Annotated in this window: 14 protein-coding genes; 6 read left to right on the forward strand and 8 right to left on the reverse strand. The window is 60.1% G+C overall.

What is annotated here, in order from left to right:
• Positions 1-16: 16 nt before the first annotated feature.
• The 8 genes from VLX68_08630 to VLX68_08665 all read right to left on the reverse strand — a co-directional run bounded on the left by VLX68_08630 (position 17) and on the right by VLX68_08665 (position 5,934).
• Positions 17-538, reverse strand: coding sequence for a hypothetical protein (locus VLX68_08630; GenBank protein HUI92297.1), 522 nt, complete (start codon positions 536-538; stop codon positions 17-19).
• A gap of 75 nt (positions 539-613) precedes the next feature.
• Positions 614-1,399, reverse strand: coding sequence for a polysaccharide deacetylase family protein (locus VLX68_08635; GenBank protein ID HUI92298.1), 786 nt, complete (start codon positions 1,397-1,399; stop codon positions 614-616).
• A complete protein-coding gene (locus VLX68_08640; protein ID HUI92299.1) occupies positions 1,396-2,202 on the reverse strand; it encodes a beta-ketoacyl synthase chain length factor in 807 nt (268 codons plus the stop codon). The genes VLX68_08635 and VLX68_08640 overlap by 4 nt, the downstream gene beginning before the upstream one ends.
• On the reverse strand, positions 2,199-3,347 hold the full coding sequence (locus VLX68_08645) for a beta-ketoacyl synthase N-terminal-like domain-containing protein (GenBank protein HUI92300.1): 1,149 nt from the start codon (positions 3,345-3,347) through the stop codon (positions 2,199-2,201). The genes VLX68_08640 and VLX68_08645 overlap by 4 nt, the downstream gene beginning before the upstream one ends.
• A gap of 37 nt (positions 3,348-3,384) precedes the next feature.
• The gene (locus VLX68_08650; protein ID HUI92301.1) at positions 3,385-3,648 is read right to left on the reverse strand and encodes a phosphopantetheine-binding protein; all 264 of its coding nucleotides are present in this window, start codon (positions 3,646-3,648) and stop codon (positions 3,385-3,387) included.
• Positions 3,648-4,427 carry a beta-ketoacyl synthase N-terminal-like domain-containing protein gene (locus VLX68_08655; GenBank protein HUI92302.1) on the reverse strand — a complete coding sequence of 260 codons (780 nt, stop codon included), beginning with the start codon at positions 4,425-4,427 and terminating at the stop codon, positions 3,648-3,650. The genes VLX68_08650 and VLX68_08655 overlap by 1 nt, the downstream gene beginning before the upstream one ends.
• Positions 4,424-5,539 carry a beta-ketoacyl synthase N-terminal-like domain-containing protein gene (locus tag VLX68_08660; GenBank protein HUI92303.1) on the reverse strand — a complete coding sequence of 372 codons (1,116 nt, stop codon included), beginning with the start codon at positions 5,537-5,539 and terminating at the stop codon, positions 4,424-4,426. Before VLX68_08660 ends, VLX68_08655 begins: the two co-directional genes overlap by 4 nt.
• Entirely contained in the window at positions 5,536-5,934 is a 399-nt protein-coding gene (locus VLX68_08665; protein HUI92304.1) for a hypothetical protein, read from the reverse strand. The genes VLX68_08660 and VLX68_08665 overlap by 4 nt, the downstream gene beginning before the upstream one ends.
• Positions 5,935-6,296: 362 nt before the next feature.
• Between VLX68_08665 and VLX68_08670 the strand changes: the two genes are divergently transcribed.
• The 6 genes from VLX68_08670 (at position 6,297) to VLX68_08695 (ending at position 24,426) form a co-directional block, all read left to right on the forward strand.
• Positions 6,297-6,998 (forward strand): hypothetical protein, encoded by a 702-nt coding sequence (locus VLX68_08670; protein ID HUI92305.1) that lies wholly within the window; start codon positions 6,297-6,299, stop codon positions 6,996-6,998.
• Positions 6,999-7,532: 534 nt separating this feature from the next.
• Entirely contained in the window at positions 7,533-8,816 is a 1,284-nt protein-coding gene (gene serS / locus VLX68_08675) for a serine--tRNA ligase (GenBank protein ID HUI92306.1), read from the forward strand.
• Positions 8,817-9,152: 336 nt separating this feature from the next.
• On the forward strand, positions 9,153-10,481 hold the full coding sequence (locus VLX68_08680; protein HUI92307.1) for a HAMP domain-containing sensor histidine kinase: 1,329 nt from the start codon (positions 9,153-9,155) through the stop codon (positions 10,479-10,481).
• 228 nt (positions 10,482-10,709) lie between these two features.
• Positions 10,710-12,278, forward strand: a complete 1,569-nt coding sequence (locus VLX68_08685) for a bifunctional response regulator/alkaline phosphatase family protein (protein ID HUI92308.1) — start codon at positions 10,710-10,712, stop codon at positions 12,276-12,278.
• 310 nt (positions 12,279-12,588) lie between these two features.
• Positions 12,589-13,002, forward strand: a complete 414-nt coding sequence (tsaE, locus tag VLX68_08690; GenBank protein HUI92309.1) for a tRNA (adenosine(37)-N6)-threonylcarbamoyltransferase complex ATPase subunit type 1 TsaE — start codon at positions 12,589-12,591, stop codon at positions 13,000-13,002.
• A 210-nt stretch (positions 13,003-13,212) separates the two neighbouring features.
• Entirely contained in the window at positions 13,213-24,426 is an 11,214-nt protein-coding gene (locus VLX68_08695) for a DUF2341 domain-containing protein (GenBank protein HUI92310.1), read from the forward strand.
• The last annotated feature ends 47 nt before the right edge of the window (positions 24,427-24,473 follow it).

Below are 24,473 nucleotides of genomic sequence, written 5' to 3' on the forward strand. Positions count from 1 at the left end.
CTCTCCCCTGAATGTATTATTTAAAATCCATCACTATCTTAGAACACAGTTCCTTTGCGTCACTTTCGTAGATTGAACAAGTTGCTTCAAGGCCAGCTTCCTTTTTTGTCAATAGTATTTTTACGGCATAATCCTTCCCCGGGACGCACATCTTGGAAAATCTTGATTTCACGACGCCAACAAATGAGAGTTTCCTATCTTGTTCGATGATTCTCCTGCAAAGTCCCACCTGATACACGGCCGGGATCACGGGCATGCCGGGAAAATGGCCGGCGAAAATGGGGTCTTCTTCCGAGAAACAGAATTCCGCGCTAATTGTTGAATCAGATTTTTTGATTGATTTGACGGATTTTTCAATTGTTGAAATCATTTTACCCTCAAACAGATGTTGTACACCGACTGAATCGGCGTTGATTCTTATTCCATACAACCGGCGCTCGCGGGTGCGCCCAACCAATGTGTGAATCTTGCAACTGCGGGTACCCGGCCGCACCCGCGATGGGGTAGCGGAAGGACCGGTCGCGCATTTTTTGGACACGGTAACATTTTGAATCGCGACCGGGCCGGAGCGAGGGGGAAGGCTCCCCCTCCAATAAAATCTATTTCTTGGATTTCAATCTCTTGAATACGCATCAAGTTCAAACAATTCATCCACACCCACAGGTTCAAAATTTTCCTGTTTAATTCTTTCAAACAGCAATTCGACTTGTTGTAAAAGAACATTCTTATATTCCGCAACCGGCAGACAGTCATGCAGGAGAATCACGTCCCCGCCGGTGATATCCAGCTTGGAAATCTTTTTTATATTGTTGATCCGCCGGTTCCCCGCGTCGCGGCAGCTCTTGTTCCAGCCGATGCATTTCATGCCGCACACGTCAAGCGCGGTGCCGAGGTGCGGGTTGGCGAGCCCCACCGGCGGGCGGTACAGGAGCATTTTCCTGCCGATGATGTCCCTGACGATTTTCTGCGATTCGCCGATGTCCCGCACCATGGCGGCCGAGAACCGGAGATTCGATGACGCGCCGTGGCTGAGATCGTGACAGGCGATCACGTGGCCTTCCTTATATGCGCGCTTGACAAGGTCCGGGAACGCCCTTGCTTTTTCGCCGACCACGAAAAACGTGGCGCGCAATCCGAACTGCTTGAGCAGGTCAAGAATGGCGCCGGTGATTACCTGGTCAGGGCCGTCGTCAAAGGTGAGGCTGATGCGCTTGATTTCGCCGTTGCTGCGGATAAAGGCGCGCACGAAGTAATTGCTTCTGAGGTCGAAAATGCCCCACAGGGCCACGGCGACATAGGGTATCATGAGCAACCCGATGATGAGCCGCAGGCCGGGCAGCGCGACAAACGCGACGGCCAGGCCGGCAAGCGACGCGAGCCAGAAAACGAAATTGTTCATAGACGTACCTCCACTGCGGCGCAGGCTTTTGACGAAGGAGAATACGAAACTATCACCAGTCTGCCCGGCTGTTTGGACAGTAACCGCCCGTACGCCTGCAACGGCGCGCTGGCGAACGATCGGCAGTTTTCAATGGGGGAAATTGATGATGCTGAACCGTTATCCAGCCGCGCGGCGAGCTCGGCGCCCAGGGCGGACGGTTCCTTCCCGGCGAGCGCGACAGGGCCGATGGCGCGAATCGAGGGCGATTCCGGTATCACCCTTCTGTCAAGAAGCAGCGCGATTGCGGCCTCCCGGCCGCCGTCCTTGAGATGCGCCGCGCACGCGGGCGAAAGGCGCGGAGCGAGCTCGTTTACAAGCGGTATTGACTCGTCGACCGCCACCACGAGGCAGGGGAACGCGCTGCTCGGGAACAATACGCAGGACGCGAGCGCGGACGCAAAAGAGTTCTGTCCGTCGCACAGTGTGAGGTTCGGGCCGTCGATCTTGAACTCGAGCGCGAGCTTCCCGGCCATGCTGTTGTGCACCGAGGCGATGAAGTTTTTCGGCGAGCCGAACCCGTCCTTGAAAATACCGTCGAGAAAACTTTTTGTTTCGTCAAGCGCGCCGAGCGCGGTGCCCACGGCCATTGACCGCGGCCGTTCCGGCGCTTCCTTGAGGAGCCGCGCCACCGCGACGTAGGCCATGTGCCATATGCGCGGATCGCGGCGCTTGAGGTGGGCCGGAATCTCGGCCTGCCATGTTTTGTCGTCGGCGGGGACCACGGCGCAGAATCCGCGCACGGAAAAGGGTTTCGGGTTCATGACGTCACCTGCTCTTTTGACAGGGAGAACACCGCGGCGGCGTTGTTGCCGCCGAACCCGAACGAATTTTTCAGCACGCGCCGCATGGTTGCCGTGCGGTACAGGCTCGGCGCCGCGCCTATGGCCTCGTCGGCAACCTCGAAGCCGGCAGTGGGCGGCACGATACCGTCTTTCAGGGCGCGTACCGCGAACACCGCCTCGAGAATGCCCGACGCGGCGAGCGTATGGCCGAGCGTGCGCTTGAGGGAGAAGAACGGCGGCGGCTCGCCGAACACGGCCCGCATGGCCGAGATTTCCGACCGGTCGTTGTCGGGCGTGGCGGTGCCGTGCGAGGCGATCATGTCGATGTCTTTGGCCGCAAGCCCGGCCTCGCCAAGCGCGGCCTGCACCGCCTTCTGCGCGCCCGCGCCCGTGGGGTGCGGCGCGGTCATGTGGTGACAGTCGGCGGACGCGCCCCATCCGCTGATCCACCCGAGCGGCGCGGCGCCGAGCGCGTCGGCGGCCCTTTCCGATGCGACAAGCATGGCTCCCGCGCCCTCGCCGAGGCTCGTGCCGGCGCGGCGGCGGTCGAACGGCTTGCAGCCCGAGGGGTCAATGAGCATGAGGCTCGAAAACCCGCGGATGGTGAGCAGCGAGAGCGTGTCGGCCCCGACGGCAAGGCACGCGTCGAACACATTTTGCTCAACGAGCCGCTTTGCCATGCCCACCGCGTGCAGTCCCGTTGAGCAGGCGGTTGACACGGTGAAAAAACCGTTGAGCTCGAATTTTTCGCACAGCCACCCGGACGCGGCGCACGGTTCGTGATAGGCAAGTTCCTGCGCAGCGGTTGAGACGGCGTTCGGGTCGGCCTTGTACGCTTTGTAAAACAGCTCGGATCGCGTGATCCCGCCCACGGTGGTGGCGAACACGAGCCCGAATGACAGGCCTTTCCTGTTTGTGAAGGTTTCCAGCGCTTCTGACGCGGCGATGGCGGCAAGCGCGATGGTCCTGTTGGGGGATTTGAAATCGTCCCGAAGGTTTTGGACCTGTCCCGAGAGCGGTGCGGTTTTCAGGCCGGATTCGAAAATGGAAAGCGGGGTGAGGCAGTCTTTTCCCTTATAGATCGCGGCGCAGCCGGCGTCAACGCCGGAACCCGCCGCGCACACCGCGCCCGAGCTGATTATGGGAAGGGAGGCCAGAAAATTATTTCTCCTTGGGACGGTTTTCTTCTATGTACGCAGCAAGCGAGCGCACCGAGGCGAACACCTTCCTGCCAACATTGACATCCGGGATCGTCACGCCGTATTCCTTTTCGAGGAGCACGAGCAGCTCGAGCGTGTCGATGGAGTCGAGCCCCAGCCCCGCGCCCACGAGCGGCGCGTCCGCGTCGATGTCCTCGGGCTTGACATCCGACAGTTTCAGCACGGTGATGATCTGGCTCTTGAGCTTGTCGATCAATGCTTCCATCAAAATTCCTTATGGATTGAAATGCCCGCCTCGATGCCGCCCAAGGCCGCGGAAACGCCGCCGTTTATTTTCTGGACAAGCAACCTCGTCAGTTCGGTAAAATACAATTCCCCAGCGCCACCCCGCACCTCTTTGTCCGAATGGCTGAACGAGGCGTTGAGTCTGAATCCGAGGCCGCCGTTTTGATGAACGGTGTTCAGGAGAAACGCAAATGCCCGGTTTTGGCGCTCGATCGTCTGGTCAAGCAGCGGGGACTCGAAATCCTCCGGCTCAATCGCGTTGACCGACAGCACCAGCGCGGCGCTCGCCTTGCCATTGTCAAGCAGGAGGCAGGCAAGTTCAAGCGCGGTGAGTCCGCTCGCCGCATCGCCCGCACATACCCGGTTGGGTCCCTTGAGCTCAAAATAAATGGCAACGTCGGCGATGGCGGACGACGGAAGCGTCGCGGAGAAAACAGCAGGGCTTGGAAAACCGGCCATGACCGACTCCATGTAACGCAGGTCGGTGGACAGCGAGCCCGCGCGGATCCCGAGCGTGATGGCGGCGGTTTCTTTACTTTGGAGAGGATAGCGGGAAAGGATGAGCGATGACGCGCCAAAGACAAGCCTGTCGGAAAGGGAAAGCTTGCCGAAATTGACATATGGTTTGTCAAGCACCTGCCGCCGCGTGACGTCCTGCGCGCCCTTCTGGCCGCTTTCCCAGGGGATAACTCCTCGCATGCTGTAAATTCCGTCCGGAAGCAGGGCGGAAAAAGATTCGATGTAAAGAGGCCTGCTCATGCGGCCTCCGTCAGAACGGCCGCGGCGTTGATTCCGCCGAAACCTGCCGAAAGGCACAGCAGCGACTGGCCGCGAAGATGTTGCATCGAATCGGACACGGGGATTTTTTCGTCAACGCCGAGACTTGAAAATCTGGCAGTGGGAGGGACAAGCCTGCGGGCCAGGCATTCCGCGGCGACAAGGATTTCCAACAGCGAGCCTGCGCCGCTTGTATGGCCGATGGCACCCTTCATGGAAAAGCAGGGCGGAATTTCCTCGCCGAACAAGCTGAACAGCGCCTTTGCTTCCATGGCGTCGTTGTAGTTGGTGGCGGTGCCATGGCATTTCACGCCGCCGATGTCTGGAGGCTGCACGGCCGCATCCGCGAGCGCGGCCTGAGCGGCGCGAAAAAGCCCCTCGCCGGTGCGCGACGGCCCGGTGCGGTGGTTGGCGTCGTTTGAACTTCCCGCTCCAGCGACAATGATGTCGCCGCTATAAGGTTCCCTGTATGTCAAGAGCGCGATTGCCGCGCCGTCGCCGATGGTGAGTCCGTCGCGGCGGGCGTCGAACGGTTTTGCGCCTGCGGGCGACAGCGCGTTGAGCGAGTGGAACCCGGTGGCCACGAACCGCGATATGCCGTCGAACCCGAAAATAACGGCCGCGCTTGCGCGGCCGGCAAGAAGCATATCGCGGCCGACCTCTACGCCGGTCGCGCCTGATGCGCATGCGTCCGAAATCACGATGGCGCGCGCTGCGTTTATTCCAAGGAATTTTTTTGCATACTCGGCCTGCGAGGAAAGCAGGGGAAGGAACGCACCGGGCGGCTTTTTTGCGGTGCAATACTCTTCGAGCTGCGCAATGTCGCCCTTTGCCGCGCAGAAGATGAAAACAATATCTTTCTTGTCAATGGAGAATAAATCAATGGACGGCGCGAGCGCCTTTACGCTCGCGTCAAGGCTGCGCCACGAAACGTCCTTGAACGGCGCGTAGGCCACCGGCACTCCGAAGCACGGGCCGGGTATAATGGCGCTTGCGCCTTCAAACAGATCCGTGACGGTTTCCTCAAGCTCACCGAGGCCGCACAGGATGTTGCCTTGCTCCAGCACCACCGCTTTCTTCTGCGCCGTGCTCATGATTGCGCCGCCTTGATGAAGCCATGCGCCGCCTTTTCGTCCTTGCAGGTCACCTTGCATTCGAACAGCGCGAGATTGCCGAATTTTGTTTTCGTGGTTATTTCCGCGATCAGTTCGTCGCCGGCGGCCGCTGCTTTGCCAAAGAAGAAATCGTCTATGCCTGCGAGCACGCCACGTTTTATCGCCCCGCCGCTCGCCATTGCCTCGCAGAGGATCGCGGACTGGGCGCAGAATTCCACGATCCCTTCGGGAGAAAGGCCGGGGCCGTAATGTTCGTCGGGTTTAACGGTCCTTTTGCATTGGATGGTGCCTTTGTCAAATGAGAGTATCTCGTCAACGACAACGGCGGGAGGGCGGTGGGGAAGAAGGGATGCGACGGAGGGGAAGTTTTGCACGATAGTAAAGCCTTTTTGTTCTTATTGTGTTTTTTAAAATAATTAATAGAAAATTATGATGGGGGAAACATGCCGATACAATTGGAAATTTAAAATCAAAAAATGGGCGTTCCGCGGCTTTGCCGCGGCGGCCCTCCTTCCGGGCTCGGCTATTCGCCTCGTTGCCGGACCGCCCAAGTCGCCTTCGGCGAGGGGTCGGCCGGCAATGCGCTCCAGCGCACCACTCCAGTCCGGCCTAACGCCGGATAGAAGGTGTCATGCCGGATTTGTTTTAGTGTGGCAGTTAAAGAAACGAATGAAGGTGTCATTGCGAGGAGCCTTGTGCGACGAAGCAATCTCCTGAAGCATGGCTCACTTTGCTCTTGATCGATGATAAAGATAGAGGAGAGTTGACTTTGGGAGGGGGGGGTGATTTAGATTATAGACAAGAAGCAAGGTTAACTATCGGGGTGCAGCGTATGAAATCGGATATTGAAATTTATCATTTTGGCCTTCAAGCCACGATTCTATTGCTCGTGCTCGTAACCTTTCCCCGCGCGGCAGGTCAATGCCCGGAAAAATATGTTCCAAAATATTTAGAATCTCGGCAACCTGATATCTGTTACTTCCTCGTGTGCGCTGAAATAGATACCATGCGCTTTGTCTCAGCGGATACATTTAAATCAAACTATGTGCGGCTAAAAGACAGTGACAAGGTCGTAACTTCGTTATGGAAAGTTACGTTTAGGGATATTTTTATGGTTCGAGGTGCCGGCGATATTGAAGGTATAATTTATTATCGGGCAAGAGCGCTATACTCAGAAAAGCCGATATTACCATATTTGCATAAGAAACAAGTATACTGTTTAATGCCCACCGGCAAAGTCATGAACGATTCAACTTGCATGAATAAAATCGACACTTTGTTTTTATGGATCGGATATGATCCGATACTTTTTAAGAAGGGAGTCTATGAAGGAGATTCGTTCATTGATATGCCTCAAGAAAGAAGCATGGAGCATAAAATTGAAGAGGTTTATCGGAAACTTATGGTTGATAACACGGCTATTGACAAAAAGCGGTAAGAACTGAACCGAATTAAAGACAGTATTATACAGCTATGGAATATCGATAGTTTAGCCCATCGTAAAAATGCCCGATAAAACTCCTTTGTATGGGATCATATTAGTCAAATTTGTTCTCTCTTTAAAATTCCGAACCCGGCGCAAGCACCGGGCCACACGGTCAAATCTTCTTTATTAATTTTTTATCGCCGCGCAGCGGCATTCTACAGCGGTTGCGTTGCGAAGGTGCGGCGCCTCGCGAGCTTTAATGCGAGCGACCTCGCGCGCACCTTCGCAGGAAGGGGTGTGCCCCCGGATCGCCGGCGCCGCGCTGTCTCGATACGTGCCCACTAAAGTGTTCACTACTCGACAACCGCGCGGCGGCGGAAGCCGGGGGCCAGGGGAAACCACGGAGTGGTTGCCCCACCAGATTAAATGCCTTTAATTTTTAATCCGCAATCCCCGCTAAAAGCTATTTTTCAATATGTCCATCAAGCAACTTTCATCACCTGTTGCCATCATCAATTAAAAAGCGAAAAGGAAAATTAACCTCCCATGCTCGACCCGCAATTCATCCGCGACAACCCGGACCTCGTGAAAAAGGCCGCCGCTGCCAAGAACTGCAGCGTTGACATAGACAAACTGCTCGGGCTCGACGAGAAGCGGCGGCAAATCATCCGCGACGTTGAATCGCTCAAGAACACGCGCAACGCCAAATCGCCCGAAATCGCCAGGCTCAAGAAGGAAAAGAAAGACACGGAGCTTGCCGCGCTCATGGCGGAAATGAAAAATGTTTCCGATAAAGTAAAGGAGCTTGACGAGCAGCAGAAGGCGGTGGAAGGGGAGATTCGCGGCCTGTCGATATGGATTCCCAATATCCCGCACGCGAGCGTGCCGCACGGCGCCGGCGCGGCCGACAACACGGTGGTCGCCGAATGGGGGAGCCAGGCGGCGTTTGACTTTGCGCCCAAAGACCATATCCAGCTCGGCACGGCGCTTGACATCATAGACTTCCCGCGCGGCGCAAAGGTGGCGGGCGCGGGCTTTCCCGTGTACAAGGGCGCGGGCGCGCTGCTCGAGCGGGCGCTCATCAATTTCATGCTCGACACGCACACGCGGAAAAACGGCTACCGCGAGATATTCCCGCCGTTCCTGGTAAACGCCGACAGCCTGTTCGGCACGGGGCAGCTCCCCAAGTCGCAGGACCAGATGTATTACATCAACGAGGACCAGCTCTACTGCGTCCCCACGGCCGAGGTGCCGGTGACCAACCTTCACCGGGACGAGCTGCTCGACGCCTCGGCGCTGCCCGTGCGCTACTGCGCGTACAGCGCGTGCTTCAGGCGCGAGGCGGGAAGCTACGGCAAGGACACCAAGGGGTTTTTGCGCGTGCACGAGTTCAACAAGATCGAGCTTGTCAAGTTCGTGGCGCCCGAAACGTCGTACGACGAGCTGGAAAAACTGCGCGCCGACGCGGAAGGCATTCTCAAGGCGCTCGGGCTTGCGTACCGGGTGCTCATGCTGTGCGACGCGGACCTTTCGTTCGCCGCCGCCAAGTGTTACGACCTCGAGGCATGGGCGCCGGGCGAGAAAAAATTCCTCGAAGTGTCGTCGTGCAGCAATTTCGAGGACTTCCAGGCGCGCCGCATGAACATTCGGTTCCGGCCCAAGGCCGGCGAAAAGCCCAGGTTCGTGCACACGCTCAACGGCAGCGGGCTCGCGACCGCGCGAATACTTGTCGCAATACTTGAAACCTATCAGACGACCACAGGATCAATCAGAATTCCCGAAGTGCTACAGCCGTACATGCACGGGATGAAAGAAATTATAAAAGGTTGACAGTTGACAGTTGGCGGTTGGCAGCTGGAGCGTTTATGCGTTCCAGCGCTGATGGGTTGATGAGTTTAAGCGTTTCGAGATGATAATTTAATTGACAAGTTGTAAAAATGTAAGATGCAGGGTAAACGGTATCTATTTTATCGCCGCGTAGCGGCATTCCATAGCGGTTGCGTTGCGAAGGGGCGACGCCCTCGCGAGCTTAATGCGAGCGACCTCGCGCGCCCCTTCGCAGGAGGGGGTGTGCCGAAGACCCCGCAGGCCGAAGGCCGAGGAGGCTGAGGCCAGGGGGAAACGCGAAGCGGTGCCCCCACCAGTTTAAGAAAGAAAAATAAGAAAATGGCCAACCCAACCCTCTACCACCTCCTCATGCGCATCCGTCCCTTTACCGGGCGGTACGTGCTGCTGCTGCTGTGCATCGCCGGGTTCATCTGGTACGCGCAGTACACGCGCACCATCATCATGGAGCTTCAGGAGGAATCGGTGAGCGTGACTCAGACCTACGCCGAGCTCATCCGCACCGCCATCACCGAGCGCATGAACAACGAGGAGATGAACGTCATCTTCGAGGAGATCATCCGCAAGGCCAACATTCCCGTGATCATCGCGGACACGTCGTGGAACCCGGTCATGTGGCGCAACGTGATGAAGGGGCCGTTTTTCCACCGCACCGAGGTGGCGCCGCACGACACGTCCGCGGCCGCGGTCGAGCAGATACGGAAAAGCATCGTTGAGTTCAAAAAAAGCTACACGCCCAAGGTGCTTTACCTGAGCGAGACCAAGATGAGGCTCGGGTATCTCGTGTTCGGCAACAGCGAGCTCATCCACGGTCTGTCGCGGATGCCCTTTATTGAAACGGGGCTGGTCGCGGCGTTCATCTTCTTCGCCTTTCTGGGGTTCCACAACATCCGCGTCACGGAGCGGAGCAACCTGTGGGTGGGGCTCGCCAAGGAGACCGCGCACCAGCTCGGCACGCCCATCTCGTCGCTCATGGGATGGATCGAGTACATCCGCGGCGTCACCGACACCGACGAGCCGGTGGAGCCGGAGGAGTTTGTCAAGCAGGTGCACACCGTGACCGAGAACATGGAGAGCGACCTGTCGCGGCTGCGCAAGGTGACGAGCCGGTTCTCGCAGATAGGCTCGGTGCCCGCCCTCATGGCGTGCGACATCAACACGGTGCTCAACGACGCGGCCACCTATTTCCGCACGCGGCTGCCGTTTCTCGGCAAGCATATCGAGATCCGGCTCACGCAGGGCGAATTGCCGCAGATCACGGCGAACAAGCAGCTCATCGAATGGGTGTTCGAGAACCTGCTCAAGAACTCGGTTGACGCGATTGTCAAGGCGGACGGCCTCATCGAGATCAAGACGGAACATGTGGCGGGCGACCGCCTCGTGCGCATCACCCACACCGACAACGGCAAGGGGATACAGTGGGAGGACCAGAAGAAGATTTTCGCGCCGGGCTACACCACCAAGAAGCGCGGCTGGGGCCTGGGGCTCACGCTGGCCAAGCGCATCGTTGAGGATTACCATAAAGGAAAGATCTACCTTTTGTGGTCGCAGAAGGACAAAGGAACGGCCTTCTGCATCGATTTGCCGGTGGGAGTGGAAAAGTATATGGATAAAAAACAAACGCCTGACGTTACGGGCGGGAAGGCGTGAGATGAAGTATTTTATTTGTGAACTTTTTTGGATATTTTTTTGGATTGAAAGTCTCGTGCCTTTGGCGTAAATTGACAATTGCGGCAGTCAGCAGTTTACCGCGCGCCAGGCAGGACTGGAGGTCGCTCTGGAGAGCCCGAGTGCGAAGCACGAGACCGGAAGGACGGCCGCCGAAGCGAAGCGGCGGGGCGCCCAACTTCTTGTTAAAACTTGAATGAGACAAAAATCATGAGCGGCACCAGAAAAAAAGTCCTCTGGGCGGACGATGAGATAGAATTCCTCCGCGCGCACATCATGTTCCTCGAGACGCGCGGCTACAGCGTGACGCCCGTGTTTTCCGGCCATGACGCGATACACCTGATCCAGGAAAATCCAAAGGCGTTCGACATTGTCCTGCTCGACGAGCAGATGCCGGGCAAGGACGGCCTTACCACGCTCGAGGAGATAAAGGAAATGGTGCCCGACCTGCCCGTGGTGATGGTGACCAAGAGCGAAGAGGAGCACCTCATGGACGAGGCGCTCGGCAAGAAAATAGACGGCTACCTCACCAAGCCGGTCAACCCGAGCCAGATCCTTTCGGTGTGCAAGAAGCTGCTCGATTCAAAGCAGATCATCTCCACGCAGATCACGCAGAAATTCGTGCGCAGCTATTCCGACATCCGGCTGTCGATGTCGACCCGCATGACCGCGAAAGAGTGGACCACCCTGTTCGACAACCTTACCAAATGGGACCTCGAGCTGGAGAAGGTGGAGGACGAAGGCCTGCGCCAGGCGCACGCGGGCCAGAAATCGGACTGCAACACGGCGTTCGGCGATTTCATCGCGGAAAACTACGTGCAGTGGCTCAAGGGCGAAAACAACCCGCCGCTGCTCTCGCCGGGCGTGGTGGAGGCGTTTCTGGTGCCGCGGCTCAGGGAGGGCAAGAAGGTCTATTTCGTGGTGCTTGACTGCATGCGACTCGACCAGTACTGCGCCATCGAGCTCCTGCTGCGCAAGTACTTCGACATCGAGCGCAATTATTTCTTTTCCATCCTGCCCACGGCCACGCCGTTCGCGCGCAACGCGCTGTTCGCGGGCAAATTCCCGCTCGACATCGCGCAGGACTATCCCGAGCTGTGGAAAACGCCGTCGGACGACGAGAGCAGCCTCAACCGGTTCGAGCGCCAGCTCCTCGCCCGCAAGCTCAAGGGCTGCGGCCTGGACTTTGCCGACGACCCGAAGTACGTCAAGATCCTTGACGCATCGGACTCAAAGGAGTTCCTCAAGAAGATCGGGTCCTACGAGAAGGACCGGCTCGTGTCCATCGTGGTGAACTTCGTTGACATGCTCACGCACAGCCGCTCCACCTCCACCATCCTGCAGGAGATCGCGCCCGACGAGGCCGCGTTCCGCTCCCTCACGCAGTCGTGGTTCCAGTTCTCCAACATTTTCGCGATCCTCAAGGAGTTCGCGGCGCAGGACTGCACCGTGATCCTCACCACCGACCACGGCAGCACCCTGTGCACGCGCGGCACCGAGGTGTACGGCAGCAGGGAGCTTTCCAAGAACCTGCGCTACAAGTTCGGCGAGAACATCACCTGCGACGAGCGCCACGCGCTGTTCCTGAGCGATCCCACGGTGTTCAGGCTGCCCGCGTTCTCGCTCAATTCTTATTGCATCATCGCGCGGGAGAATTACTACTTTGTCTATCCCGACAAGTTCGAGAATTTCCAGAAGCAGTACCAGAACAGCTTTCAGCACGGCGGGATATCGATGGAAGAGATTATTATTCCGCTCGCGGTGATGAAGCCAAAATAAGGTTTTGGTGGGGCAACCACTCCGTGGTTTCCCCCGGCCCCCGGCTTCCGCCGCCGCGTACGTTTCTAAGGGCACGGCGTGCCGTGTCCCATGTGTAACAGCGCGGCGGAGGTGATCCGGGGGCACACCCCTTCCAGCGGAAACGTGCGCGAGTCGCAACGCTTGCGCATTGCGAGCGCCACGTTTCCGCAACGCCTTCTCAGCGGAATGCCGCTTCGCGGCGATAAAATTTTTTCTGAAGATTTTTCCCCCCTCCCTGATCCGGTGAAGGGCAGGGGAGAGGTCAAAAGGGAAAACGGAAAACAAGCCCATGCCCGAAAAAATCATCTCCCATTCGGTCGAGGAAACGCGCAAGGCGGGCGCACGGGTCGCAAGAACGGCCGGCGCCGGCGATGTGTTCGCCCTTACCGGCGAGCTCGGGACCGGCAAGACCGAGTTCGTGCGGGGGTTCGTGGAGGCGCTGTGCGGCCCGGCCGCGGTGCGGAGCCCAACGTTCTCTATTGTCAATATCCACGACGCGCCGGATTTTCCCGTCTACCACTTCGATTTCTACCGTCTCAAGAAAAAGGACGAGCTGCAGGAGATCGGGTTCTACGAGTATGTCACCGGCGGCGTCACCATCATCGAATGGGCGGACATGTTCCCGGAGGTGCTGCCGGAAAATGCGCGGCAAATTAAATTCATGGATAATGGGCAAAACGAACGGGTGATACTCTTGGATTGAATATATTCCCCCTAAAAAAATCCTTTTTTACCTCTTTTTATTAGTCTCTTGTGGTGTGATCAGCGACTGATACAATATGGTGTATAGTATCTGTCAATTTACGCGTTTAAGTATTGAATTTCTCATCCAATTACTATATAATAGATAGATGGGGAACCCTTTATCATTTTCGGCAGATCAGGACTGGATGAACAACAAGGCAGGCGCAACATGAGGATTGACAGATGGTGTACTGCGGCAATGATGGTTTTCATGGGGATGTTCGGATGGACGGCCACGACGGAGGCAGATGATTTTTCCCCGTGGAAGTATGCCAGCGACGTGAACCTCAACACGACCGGCCTCGGCGTTTCGGGCGACGTTGCCGGGTTCCCGGTGCTCATAAGATTATCCGGCACGACTTTCACCCCGAGCATATTTTCACAAGCCAATAGCGACGGATCGGACATCAGGTTTTCAAAATCAGATCATGTCACCGCGCTGCCTTATCAGATAGAGCGGTGGGACTTCGCGAATTCCGTAGCGGAGATATGGGTGAAGGTCGACGTGACCGGCGCCACCAACGGCGGGCAGACGCAGATAAGGATGTATTGGGGAAATTCGGGCGCGACGAGCCAGTCGAACGGGGCGAATGTTTTTAACAACGGGTATTTGGGTGCATACCATCTCAATGAAACAGGAAGCAACACTCCTAACGGATACGCCGACGCAACCGGCGTTTATTCCGCCACCGGATACAACATGGTGAGCGGCGACCAGGTTGCTGGACAAATCGCATTCGGTCAAAACTTTGGTGATGGGTATCATGGTAAATACCTTTCAATATTCGGAGGTACAACCGGAACAGGGTGTCAGGTAAACGTAACAGCTGTTGATGCTAACGGAGCAATTACCACTATCAATACTACTCCTGTCAGTGGCGGTACAGGTTATGCCGTGGGTGATTACCTTCTTGTAGGAAACAGTGCGAATGGGGGACAGGGAAATAATGGAGTAGTCAAAGTCACCGCAGTATCAGGGACTGCTGCTTCCACCCTCGCTTTTGTCACGTGTCCTCATCAAGGCGGGTCTGGGGGCGGAGGGAATGTGGCAACAGTAAATATTACCGCTCCTACTGGCGCAATCACTGCTGCAACTGTTGCAAATTACGGTGTTGCATATAATGTTGGTGATACCTTGCTCGTTGCTGGCGGCAACGGCGATGGAAAGCTACTCGTAGCAACTACAAATACAACGAACGGGGGACAATGGGGCTTCGGAGCTAAGACGGTAACCATACTCTCGGGGGGATCAGGTTATACTACCGCGAATGGAGTTTCTACCACAGATAAAAACTGGTATACCACTGGCACGAAGGCAACAACAAAACTCGGGCCGGGCCTTACTTTTGCAAGCGCCCCCAACTTCACGTTTTCGGCGTGGGCATGGTCTTCTGGGACCGCAGACGCAGACGTTTTGTTTTCATTGACAAAGGCGACCAACGGTAATTGTATAAAACTGAAACGGCACGATGCTAACAATTTAACGGTTGCATTCACGACGAACGGTGCAGAAACCTACACGACAAGCAATAACTTTCCCAATCCCTCTTCTTCATGGGTCCATGTCGGCTTCACAGTCACCAACACAGGTACCTGCGCCGTTTATATAAATGGAACCCCACAAGCCATTACAACAACGCCAACCGCCATTTCAACCGGCTCATATTATTTCAATTATTTGGGTTCAGACTATTACATGAACCCATGTCAACTGTTCCAAGGAAAGTTTAACGAGGCTGAAATATCAAATGTCGCCCGTTCCGCCGACTGGATGATGCTCGCGTATCAATCTCAGAAGACGGGCGCTTCCTGGTTTTCCTTCACCCCGATCGCCTCCTCTGCCCCGACCATTGTCACCCAACCCACAAATCAGACCGTCAGCGTCGGTTCTGTCGCCTCCTTCTCAGTTGTCGCCAACGGCGGCGGACTTTCATATCAATGGCAGCGCAGCAACGACGGCGGCTCGACATGGAACAATGTGTCGGGCGGCGCGGGCGGCACCACGGCCAACTACACTCTCACCACGGTCGCCGGCGACAACGGCGCCCAGTTCCGCTGCTATGTCTCCAATTCCTATGGCAACGTGACCTCGAACGCGGCCACGCTCACCGTTACCTGTACGAACCCTTCCATTTCCGGCAATCCTCAGAACACCACCGTCAACGCCGGCCAGACCGCGACCTTCACGGTCACGGCGAGCGGTTCGAACCTCTCGTATCAATGGCAGCGCAACACGGGCACCTGGACCAATGTCGGCACGAACTCCGCCTCGTACGGCTTTACAACCGCGTATCCCGCCGACAACGGCGCCCAGTTCCGGTGCGTGGTTTCCGGCGCTTGCGGGAGTCCGGTCACCTCGGGCACGGCCACGCTTACGGTGCAGTGCCCGCTTGCCACGATCACGGCCCAGCCGACCAACCAGTCGGCCTCGGGCGGAAACCCGGTCACCTTCAGCATCACGGCATCGGGCTCCGTTACCTACCAGTGGCTGCGCAGCGACAACAGCGGCGGATCATGGTATACGCCTTCGGGCACGACCACGAACTCCTCATACACATTTACAACTGCGTATCCTGCGGACAATGGCTCATGGTATGAATGTAATGTCACCAACTCCTGCGGAACCGTCACTTCTAATCACGCGACGCTCACCGTTTCCCCGGCCTGCGTTCCGCCGTCGATCTCGGCGGGGCCCGTGACCCAGACCATTCCGGCGGGAGACAATGTCACGTTCAGCGTGACCGCGACCGGCGACGGCCTCGTTTACCAATGGCAATACAGCACCGACAACGGCACCACGTGGAACCCATGGACCATCGGCACCGGGTACACGACCGCGACCCTCACCTTTGCCACGAGCGATGTCGTGAACGGGTATTATTTCCGCTGCCAGATCACCGGCACCTGCGGTAACGCGACATCGGGTTCGGCCGTTCTCAATGTATGCGATCCGCCCTTCGTGAGTCAGGACCCGCAGAACCAAAGCGTGCTGGCGGGACAGAACGCTTCCTTTACCATTTCCGCGGCCGGGCCGAACATCTCTTATCAGTGGTTCTGCGATTCCGGAAGCGGGATTTTTCATCCGATTTCCGGGCAGACAGGCACGATTTTATCGTTCACGGCCTCGCAATCCCAAGACGGCTACCAATATCTTTGCATGGTGAGCAATTCATGTGATTTCGTGAATTCAAACGAAGCCACGCTTTCGGTCTGCACGCCCACGGCCATCACTTCGCAGCCGTCAAATGTCAACGTGACCGCGGGGCAGCCGGCATCGTTTACCGTTGCGGCCATCGGCAGCGGAACGCTCACGTACCAATGGCAGTACAGCCTGAACGGCGGAGGCACCTGGGGCAATGTGCCGTCGGGCGGGACCGCGGCCACCTATTCATTCACGACATCGTCGTCGGACAACGGCAGTCTTTACAAATGCCTTGTCTCCAACGGGTGCGCGACGCCCGCGGTTTCGAACAACGCGACGCTCACCGTATGCACGCCGCCGTCGCTGGCCTCCCAGCCGGTGAACTGGTCTGGCGTGGCCGGCAACACCGCTTCATTTTCCATAACAGTCCCCGGCAACGTGACGAGTCCCTCGTATCAATGGCAGAAGAGCACCAACGGCGGGTCATCCTGGAGCAATGTGACGCTCGGCACCGGCGGGAACACGCCGTCGTACAGTTTCACCACCCAGGGAAGCGACAACGGCAGCCAGTATCATTGCGTCGTGACCAACTCGTGCGGCACGGCCACTTCGAACGCGGCGCTCGCGACGGTGTGCGTTCCGGCCTCGATCACGGGTAATCCTTCCAACCAGAACGTCATTGACGGCGGCGGCGCCACGTTCACCGTGACCGCGGCGGGCGGCGGCACCATCTACTATCAGTGGCAGCAAAGTACCGACGGCGGCAACACCTGGTCCATCATCGGTGGCGCGACCTCGGCGAGTTACGCCTTTACCGCCAACATCGGCGAGAACGGCTACCAATACCGGTGCGGCGCACTTGTCAATGGCTGCGGCGGCACGGCTTATTCGGCGGCGGCCGCGCTTTCGGTGTGCATACCTCCGGCCATCACCGCGAATCCGTCGAACCAATCGGTCAACGCGGGCTCCACGGCATCGTTCAGTGCAGCAGCATCGGGCAGCGGAACAATTTCATACCAGTGGCAGCAGAGCGCCGACGGCGGGTCGACGTGGAACCCGATAGGCGGGGCCACATCGGCAACCTACGGCTTTACCGCGGCGGCAAATCAGGACCAGTACCGCTTCCGGTGCCAGGCGAGCAACGGCTGCGGCAGCGCCGCGTTGTCGGCCGCCGCGGTGCTTACCGTGTGTTCGCAGGCCGCGGTGAGCGTCGGCCCGTCGCCGCAGAGCGTCACGGCCGGGGCGAACGCGACGTTCTCGATAACCGCCACCGGCACGCCGTTGATTTCGTACCAGTGGCAGGTGAGCACCGACAACGGCAGCACCTGGAACAACGTGACGAGCGGCGGTCTCGCCGCGACCTATACGTTTACAACCGCAACGGGAGAGAACGGGTGGCAGTACCGGTGCGCCGTGTCGACGGGCTGCTTTACAACCGCGTATTCGCCTGCAGCGCTGCTTACGGTGTGCACGCCGCCGTCGATCACCCAGCAGCCCGTGTCGCAGCCGGGCAAGCAGGTGGGCGACCAGGTGACCTTCACGGTGACCGTGCCGGCCGAGGTCACGGCGCCGGTCAATTACCAGTGGCAGAAAAGCACCGACGGCGGGACGACGTGGCCCCCCGCGCCCGGAGCGAGCACGTCGTCGTCGTACACCTTTACGGTTGCGAGCGGCGACGGCACCGCGCAGTTCAGGTGCTACATCACCAACGGCTGCGGCCAGATCTATTCCAACGCGGTCAACATCGGCGTGTGCACGGCCGTTTCCATCACGTCGAACCCGTCGGCGCAGAACGTGACCGCGGGCAACGCGGCGACGTTCACGGTGGCGGCCACCGGCGTTCCCGCGCCTTCGTATCAGTGGCAGGTAAGCGTTGACAATCAGGCAACGTGGAACAACGTGGCGCTCAACGGCACGTCGGCGGCCTACACCTTCACCACCGCGTCGACCGACAACGGCAGCTATTTCCGGTGCAACGTGACCAACGGGTGCGGCTCGCCCGCGACGTCGGCCTCGGCGCTGCTCACGGTGTGCACGCCGCCGTCGATCTCGCAGCAACCGACCAACCCCGGAACCGTGATCGCGGGCTCGCCGATAACCCTTACGGTCGCGGTGCCTGTGGTCGTGACGTCGCCGTCGTTCCAGTGGCAGCGGAGCCTCGACACCGGGAAAACATGGAACAATGTGGCGACCGGCGGGGCCGCCGCGTCGTACAACTTCACTTCGGCATCGACCGACAACGGAGTGCAGGTCAGGTGCATGGTATCCAATTCCTGCGGCACGGTGTATTCGAGCGTGATCACCCTCGCGGTGTGCACGCCCGTGGCAATCGCCGGCAATCCCGGCAACCAGAGCGTGACCGCGGGCCAGAACGCGACCTTCACGGTGACCGCGACGGGCAGCGGCACCCTTCTTTACCAATGGGACTACAGCGCCAACGGCGGCGCCACGTGGAGCAACGTGCTGTCGGGCGGCACGGCCGCGTCGCTCGTCGTGGCCACGACGTCGAACCTTGACGGATACAAATACCGCTGCAACGTGTCGAACGGCTGCGGCAGCCCCGCGGTCTCGGCGGCCGCCAGCCTGTCGGTGTGCACGCCGCCGTCCATCGCAACGCAGCCCGTGCCGCCGCCGCTCAAGAACGTGGGCGATCCCGTGACGATCTCGGTCACGGTGCCCGCCCAGGTGACGAGCCCCGCCTATCAGTGGCAGCGCAGCGGCGACAACGGCGCGACGTGGCAAAGCGCTTCGGGCGCGTCCGCGACCACGGCCACCTACACCTTCACGGCCGCCGCCGGCGACTTCGGCGCGCAATACCGGTGCGTCGTGAGCAACGGCTGCGGCACGGCAACGTCCAACGCCGTGACCCTTTCGGTGTGCACGCAGGCGGCGGTGACCGTTCCGCCCGCGCCGCAGAGCGTGACGGCGGGCCAGAACGCGACCTTCACGGTGACCGCGACCGGCACGCCGTCGGTATCGTACCAGTGGCAGTACAGCGCCGACACCGGCAAGACGTGGACGAACGTCGCGGTCGGCGGGACCGCGGCATCCTATACCTTTACATCCGCGACGGCCAACAACGCGTGGCAGTACCGCGCGGCCGTCTCCACCGGCTGCGGCACGGTGGTCTATTCGGCGGCCGCCCTGCTTTCGGTGTGCACGCCGCCGTCGGTCTTACAGCCGCCCGCGTCGCAGACGGACATGATCGGCCAGAGCGTCACGTTCGGGGTGGTGGTACCGCCCGAAGTGACGTCGCCCGCGTACCAGTGGCAGCGGAGCCCCGACGGCAACACATGGACAAATGCGACAGGCGCCACCGCCGCGACCGCCTCGTACACCTTCACCGTGGCGGCGGGCGACGACGGCGCCCGCTTCCGCTGCGTCGTCACCAACGGTTGCGGAACGGTGAATTCCGCCGCCGCGACGCTCACGATCTGCACCCCGGCTTCGATCACCATGGCACCCGTTGACCAGAGCACCGTGGCGGGCCAGAACGTTACGTTCTCGGTGGCGGCGGCCGGCAGCGCGCCGCTGTCGTACCAGTGGCAGACCAGCCCCGACAGCATCACGTGGAGCCCCGTTTCCTCGGGCGGGACGGCGGCGTCGTACACGTTCGCTTCCGCCACGAGCGAGGACCTTTCGTATTTCCGGTGCGTGGTGTCGGGCAACTGCGGAACGCCGGCGGTATCGCCCGGCGGCCGGCTGCACGTGTGCACGCCGCCGCATGTGGTCTCCCAGCCCGGCAACCAGGACAAAAACCTCGGCGACACCGCCGTGTTCGGCGTCACCTGCACCGGATCGTCACTGGCGTACCAGTGGCAGCGCAGCCCCACCGGCACAACATGGACAAATGCGACTGCCGGGACCGGCGCCGCCACCGCGATGTACCGGCTCGTTTCAACGGCCGGCGACGACAGCGCGCGCTTCCGCTGCATGGTGACCAACGGCTGCGGCAGGGACTCGTCGGCGGCGGCAATGCTGCTCGTGTGTTCTCCTCCGTCAATAGCGGCCCAGCCCAAGGACACCAGCGTGGTGACGGGCGGCACCGCCACCTTCAGGGTCGGCTTCGTCGGCACCCTGCCGCAGTACCAGTGGCAGAAAAGCAGCGACGGCCTCGTGTGGAACGACACCGCGGGCGCCACGGCCGCGGCGTTCGCCTTCACCGCAAAAGCGACGGACAACGGCCTGCGGTTCCGCTGCTACATCAAGAGCAAATGCGGCGACGTCATCTCGAACCCGGCCGTGCTCACGGTGTGCGACCCGGCGGCGATCACGGCCCAGACCGTGGCCAACGACACGCTGATCTCTGGCGCCACCGTGGTGTTCGGCGTCACCGCCACCGGAACCTCGCGCACCTACCAGTGGCAGAGGAGGGGAGCGGCCGACACCGGATTCATGGCCATTCCCGCGGCCGCCGCGGCCACCTACGCGTTCGTGGCACAGACGCCGGACAGCGGCGCGCGCTACCGGTGCTTGGTGAGCGCCTCCTGCGGCGCGCCCGCGGTAAGCGCGGTCGCGCTGCTCACCGTCTACGGCAGGGTGCACGCCGCCTTCGGCGCGGTCCCGGCCGCGGGCCAGGTGCCCCTGTCCGTTTCGTTCTACGATTCGTCAAGCGGCAATTTCTCGACGAGGGCGTGGGACTTCGGCGACAGCACCGTGGACACGGTCTCGAAGAACCCGGCGCACTCCTTCACGCGGGCCGGCACCTACACCGTGCGGCTCGCCGTGACCGGTGTGGGCGGCACCGACACAGCGTCGCTGTCGGTCTTCGCGTACAACCCGGGCGGCAACCCGATCCAGATGACGGGCGCCTATGTTACGCCGCAGAAGATCCGCGTCACCCTCACCGGGTACAACGCGATCGCGCCGCCGTCGCCGTCGGTTTCCGCGGATTCCGTGGGGCTCTGGTACACCGTTGCGTCGTGGCCGCAGACCCGCGGCCAGTCGACCTTCATAAAGTATTACACGCCGGCAGCGCTGCGCGCGGGCGGGGCCACGTTCACCGACGTCATCGACGTGCCCGCGCTCACCGGCAAAGACAGCGTGTACGGCATCATGAGCGACATTCTTTGGAGCGACCGAAAGACCACGCCGTTTGACAGCGGCAACGGTGCGCTGGTGCTCATGCGCGACACCATGCCCATCGCCGACTCACTCCTTATTTCGGGCGTTTACATTCCGGACGATACGGCCCGCATCTATCTCGACAACGCCGCCGGCATCGACACGTCGCGCGTGGACTCGGTGGGCGTGTGGTACAGCCTGGCCACCGACACGGTGAACTTCAAGGACCAGGCCTTTACAAAATGGTTCGCCGCCGCCGACGTGGTGAAGGCGGGATCCCGGTACGTGTACTCGATTGTCAACTCCCAGTTCAACAACGAGCAGAAGACCATGTACGCCGCCGTCGAGCTCCATGGCAAGAACGGCCGCTACAGCCCGCCGCTTTCGACGTCGTTTACCGTGGGCAAGCAGCGGCCGCACAACCCGATCCACCTCGCGGCGCATGCGCTGTCGGCCACGCGGATCAGGCTCACCTGGAACAATCTCGCCGCGTACGGGATCGAGCGGATGATCATCTGGTACCGCACCGGCTCGCCGGTGCCGCTCTCCGTTGACGTCACCTCGCTCCATCTGGACTCGCTCGTGCCCGGCGTCTCCGACACCGTCATCATCGGGAACAAGTTCAGCGAAGACACCCGGTACTTCTTTGGCGCACAGGTGTTCAAGGGAGGGCTGTGGTCGGCCATCACCGACTCGTCGAGCGCGACCGATTCAACGCTCAAGGCGGGCGACACGCTGCCGTACAACAGCGTGCAGGTGAAGAGCCTCGTCTTCGACACCTCGGTCAACCAGCTCAGGGTGTGCTGGAGCGTCAACATGGCGCAGGCCGAAAGCCTGCAGGTGGGCATATTGTACTCGACCGACGGCCCGCCGACCGTGAACACCGGCCAGCAGCAGGCCATCGACGTGCGGGCCGCGGGCGACTGCGCCTACGTTGCGGTGCAGGGCAACATCCTCTTCAACCACACCTATTACGTAGGCCTGTGGCTGCGCCGTTCCGACGGCGCGTGGACGCGGCCTTCGGCGGCCGGGTACGACAGCGTGCGCACGCCGTCGTACACCTGGCAGAACGTGGTATACTTTACAAAACAGAACGACACGGTGTTCGCCTTCAACAACAGCGTACGGCTGCTCAACACGCCGGGCGACTCGTCGGTGACGCACAACACGCTCTACTACGTTCCGCTCGACACCGCGGCGCTCGCCGGGTTCGTGCAGGCGGGCGTGGGCTTTACGTTCAAGAACAAGGACGGCGGCGTTCCTTTCTACATAGGAATCAGGGTCGATACGATCCCGCCGGGATACTCCCTCGCCGACGTGCGCATCTTCCACCGCACCGACGCCGGCGCGTGGCTCGTGGACGGCAGCCCGCTCGCCGTGGACACGGCCGGCCGGTACGTGTACGTGCTCACCAACAAGCTCGACCTGCCGTTCGTCGCCCTGATCGACACCACGCATCCGAAGCTGAGCGTGAACGCGGGCGCATGGGACCCGGTCCCGGCGCAGCACCCTTTTGCCGACACCATCGTGGTGCGCGACCATCTGTCCAATGTCTCGTGGCACTTCTACGCGGCAAAGGGAGGCTCGTCGCTTTTCACGAGCGACACCGCGCAGCTGGGCACCCTCTCCGACACGCTCGACACCATCATCGTCTCTGTGGACGGCCAGTACGCGAGCGTCGACAACGGCGCGCGCGCCGTTGTGTATGTTTTCGACGGCACGCACCGCGATTCCGTCGACCTGTCGCGGTCGGTGATCCTCGACACGGCCGGGATCGTGCGCACCGCGGCGCAGGACTGGACGCCCCTGAGCACCACCATGGTGCTTGACACGCAGGACGTCAAGCGGATCCTCAGGCCGCTTTCGTCCAAGAGCCCGTGGAAATACGATCCCAAGCAGTTCAGGCTCTTCCGCTGGATGCCGGGCCCCGCGAACGCCGCGAGCGCGTCGAAATGGACCGAATATTCCGACAGCGGCGCCGCAACGTTCGCGCTCGCGCGCGGCAGCCTGCTCTGGCTCAAGACCAGGGACATGGCCGCGCTGCCGCTCGGCCGCGGCGTCACCCCGCCCCTCACGAAGCCTTTCGCCGTGCGGCTTGGGCCCAAGACCTTCACCGATGTCGCCCTGCCGTTCAACTTCGACGTGACGCTGGGCGACATTTTCGCGGCTACCGGCGCGCTGCCGGTCGCGCCGGACTCGCTGCAGTTCTATTCCTGGCACAAGAACGCCGCGGGAAGGTACTGGACCGATGCGAAGTTCATCGCGGGCATCGATTCCCTCAACAACAGGGCGGCGACGCTCGCCGGCGGCGCGGGATTCTCGGTGTTCAACCCGAGCGCCGACACCCTCATGCTCGTGGTGCCGCCGCTGCCGCAGGCGATGTCGAACATCGGCCTGTCCAAGAAGCGGCAAACAACGGGCGGCTGGGCCCTCAGGGTGGTGCCCGTGCTCTCCGACGGCACGCCGCTCACCTCGTTGTACTGCGGCTTCGCGCCCGCGCGGGACGGCGGCGTGTCGTGGTATCCGACGGCGCCCTCACTTGTCAAGGCGTATGCCGCGGTATATGATCCTGCCGCGGGCCAGACGCACGGCAACGCCGTGGTCCATGCCATGCCGGACGGAGGCGCAGCGTACCTGCTCGTGTTCGGCAACGAGACCGACCAGCGGGCCGCGATTTCATACAAGGTAGAAAATGTGAAGACGCTGCCGCAGGGCATGAAGGCGCGGCTGTACAACCCGGCCGCCGATTCGGCCGCCGACGCCTCAAGTGCCGGCGCGACCGTGGCCGTGGATGCGGGCGGCCGGGAATACCGCTGGCTGTTCGCGGGCACCGACGCGTATCTCGCCAAGGTGCGCACCATCGCGCGGCCGGGCGTGCTGCGGTTCATGGGGACGTATCCCAACCCGTTCAGGTCGTTCGTGCGGATACGGTACAGCCTGCCGTACGACGGCGTGGACAAAGTAAAGTTCGTGATCTACGACCTGCGCGGCCGCGCCGTGTGGAAGACGCAGATAACGCCGGGCTTCATGACCGGCAGCAGCGAGCTCCTGTGGAACGCGCAGGCGTCCGACGGCCGGCCCGCGGCCGCGGGCGTGTACATCGTTTCGATGTCGGCGCTCGCGAAGACGGGCAGGCAACTGGGGGTGTTTAACGGGAAGATGACGTTGATAAAATAGAAAATAGAAATCAGATAACTAGAAAATAATAATTTGGTGGGGGAGGT

This window comes from Chitinivibrionales bacterium, from assembly GCA_035516255.1.
In the GTDB taxonomy this organism is placed as follows: domain Bacteria; phylum Fibrobacterota; class Chitinivibrionia; order Chitinivibrionales; family FEN-1185; genus FEN-1185.

Excerpts from the sequence above, each read along its gene's own strand:
- VLX68_08680 (HUI92307.1), top strand. The coding sequence starts at position 9,153 with ATGGCCAACCCAACCCTCTACCACCTCCTCATGCGCATCCGTCCCTTT.
- VLX68_08685 (HUI92308.1), top strand. The coding sequence starts at position 10,710 with ATGAGCGGCACCAGAAAAAAAGTCCTCTGGGCGGACGATGAGATAGAA.
- VLX68_08660 (HUI92303.1), bottom strand. The coding sequence starts at position 5,539 with ATGAGCACGGCGCAGAAGAAAGCGGTGGTGCTGGAGCAAGGCAACATC.
- VLX68_08650 (HUI92301.1), bottom strand. The coding sequence starts at position 3,648 with ATGGAAGCATTGATCGACAAGCTCAAGAGCCAGATCATCACCGTGCTG.
- serS (HUI92306.1), top strand. The coding sequence starts at position 7,533 with ATGCTCGACCCGCAATTCATCCGCGACAACCCGGACCTCGTGAAAAAG.
- tsaE (HUI92309.1), top strand. The coding sequence starts at position 12,589 with ATGCCCGAAAAAATCATCTCCCATTCGGTCGAGGAAACGCGCAAGGCG.
- VLX68_08655 (HUI92302.1), bottom strand. The coding sequence starts at position 4,427 with ATGAGCAGGCCTCTTTACATCGAATCTTTTTCCGCCCTGCTTCCGGAC.
- VLX68_08695 (HUI92310.1), top strand. The coding sequence starts at position 13,213 with ATGAGGATTGACAGATGGTGTACTGCGGCAATGATGGTTTTCATGGGG.
- VLX68_08635 (HUI92298.1), bottom strand. The coding sequence starts at position 1,399 with ATGAACAATTTCGTTTTCTGGCTCGCGTCGCTTGCCGGCCTGGCCGTC.
- VLX68_08640 (HUI92299.1), bottom strand. The coding sequence starts at position 2,202 with ATGAACCCGAAACCCTTTTCCGTGCGCGGATTCTGCGCCGTGGTCCCC.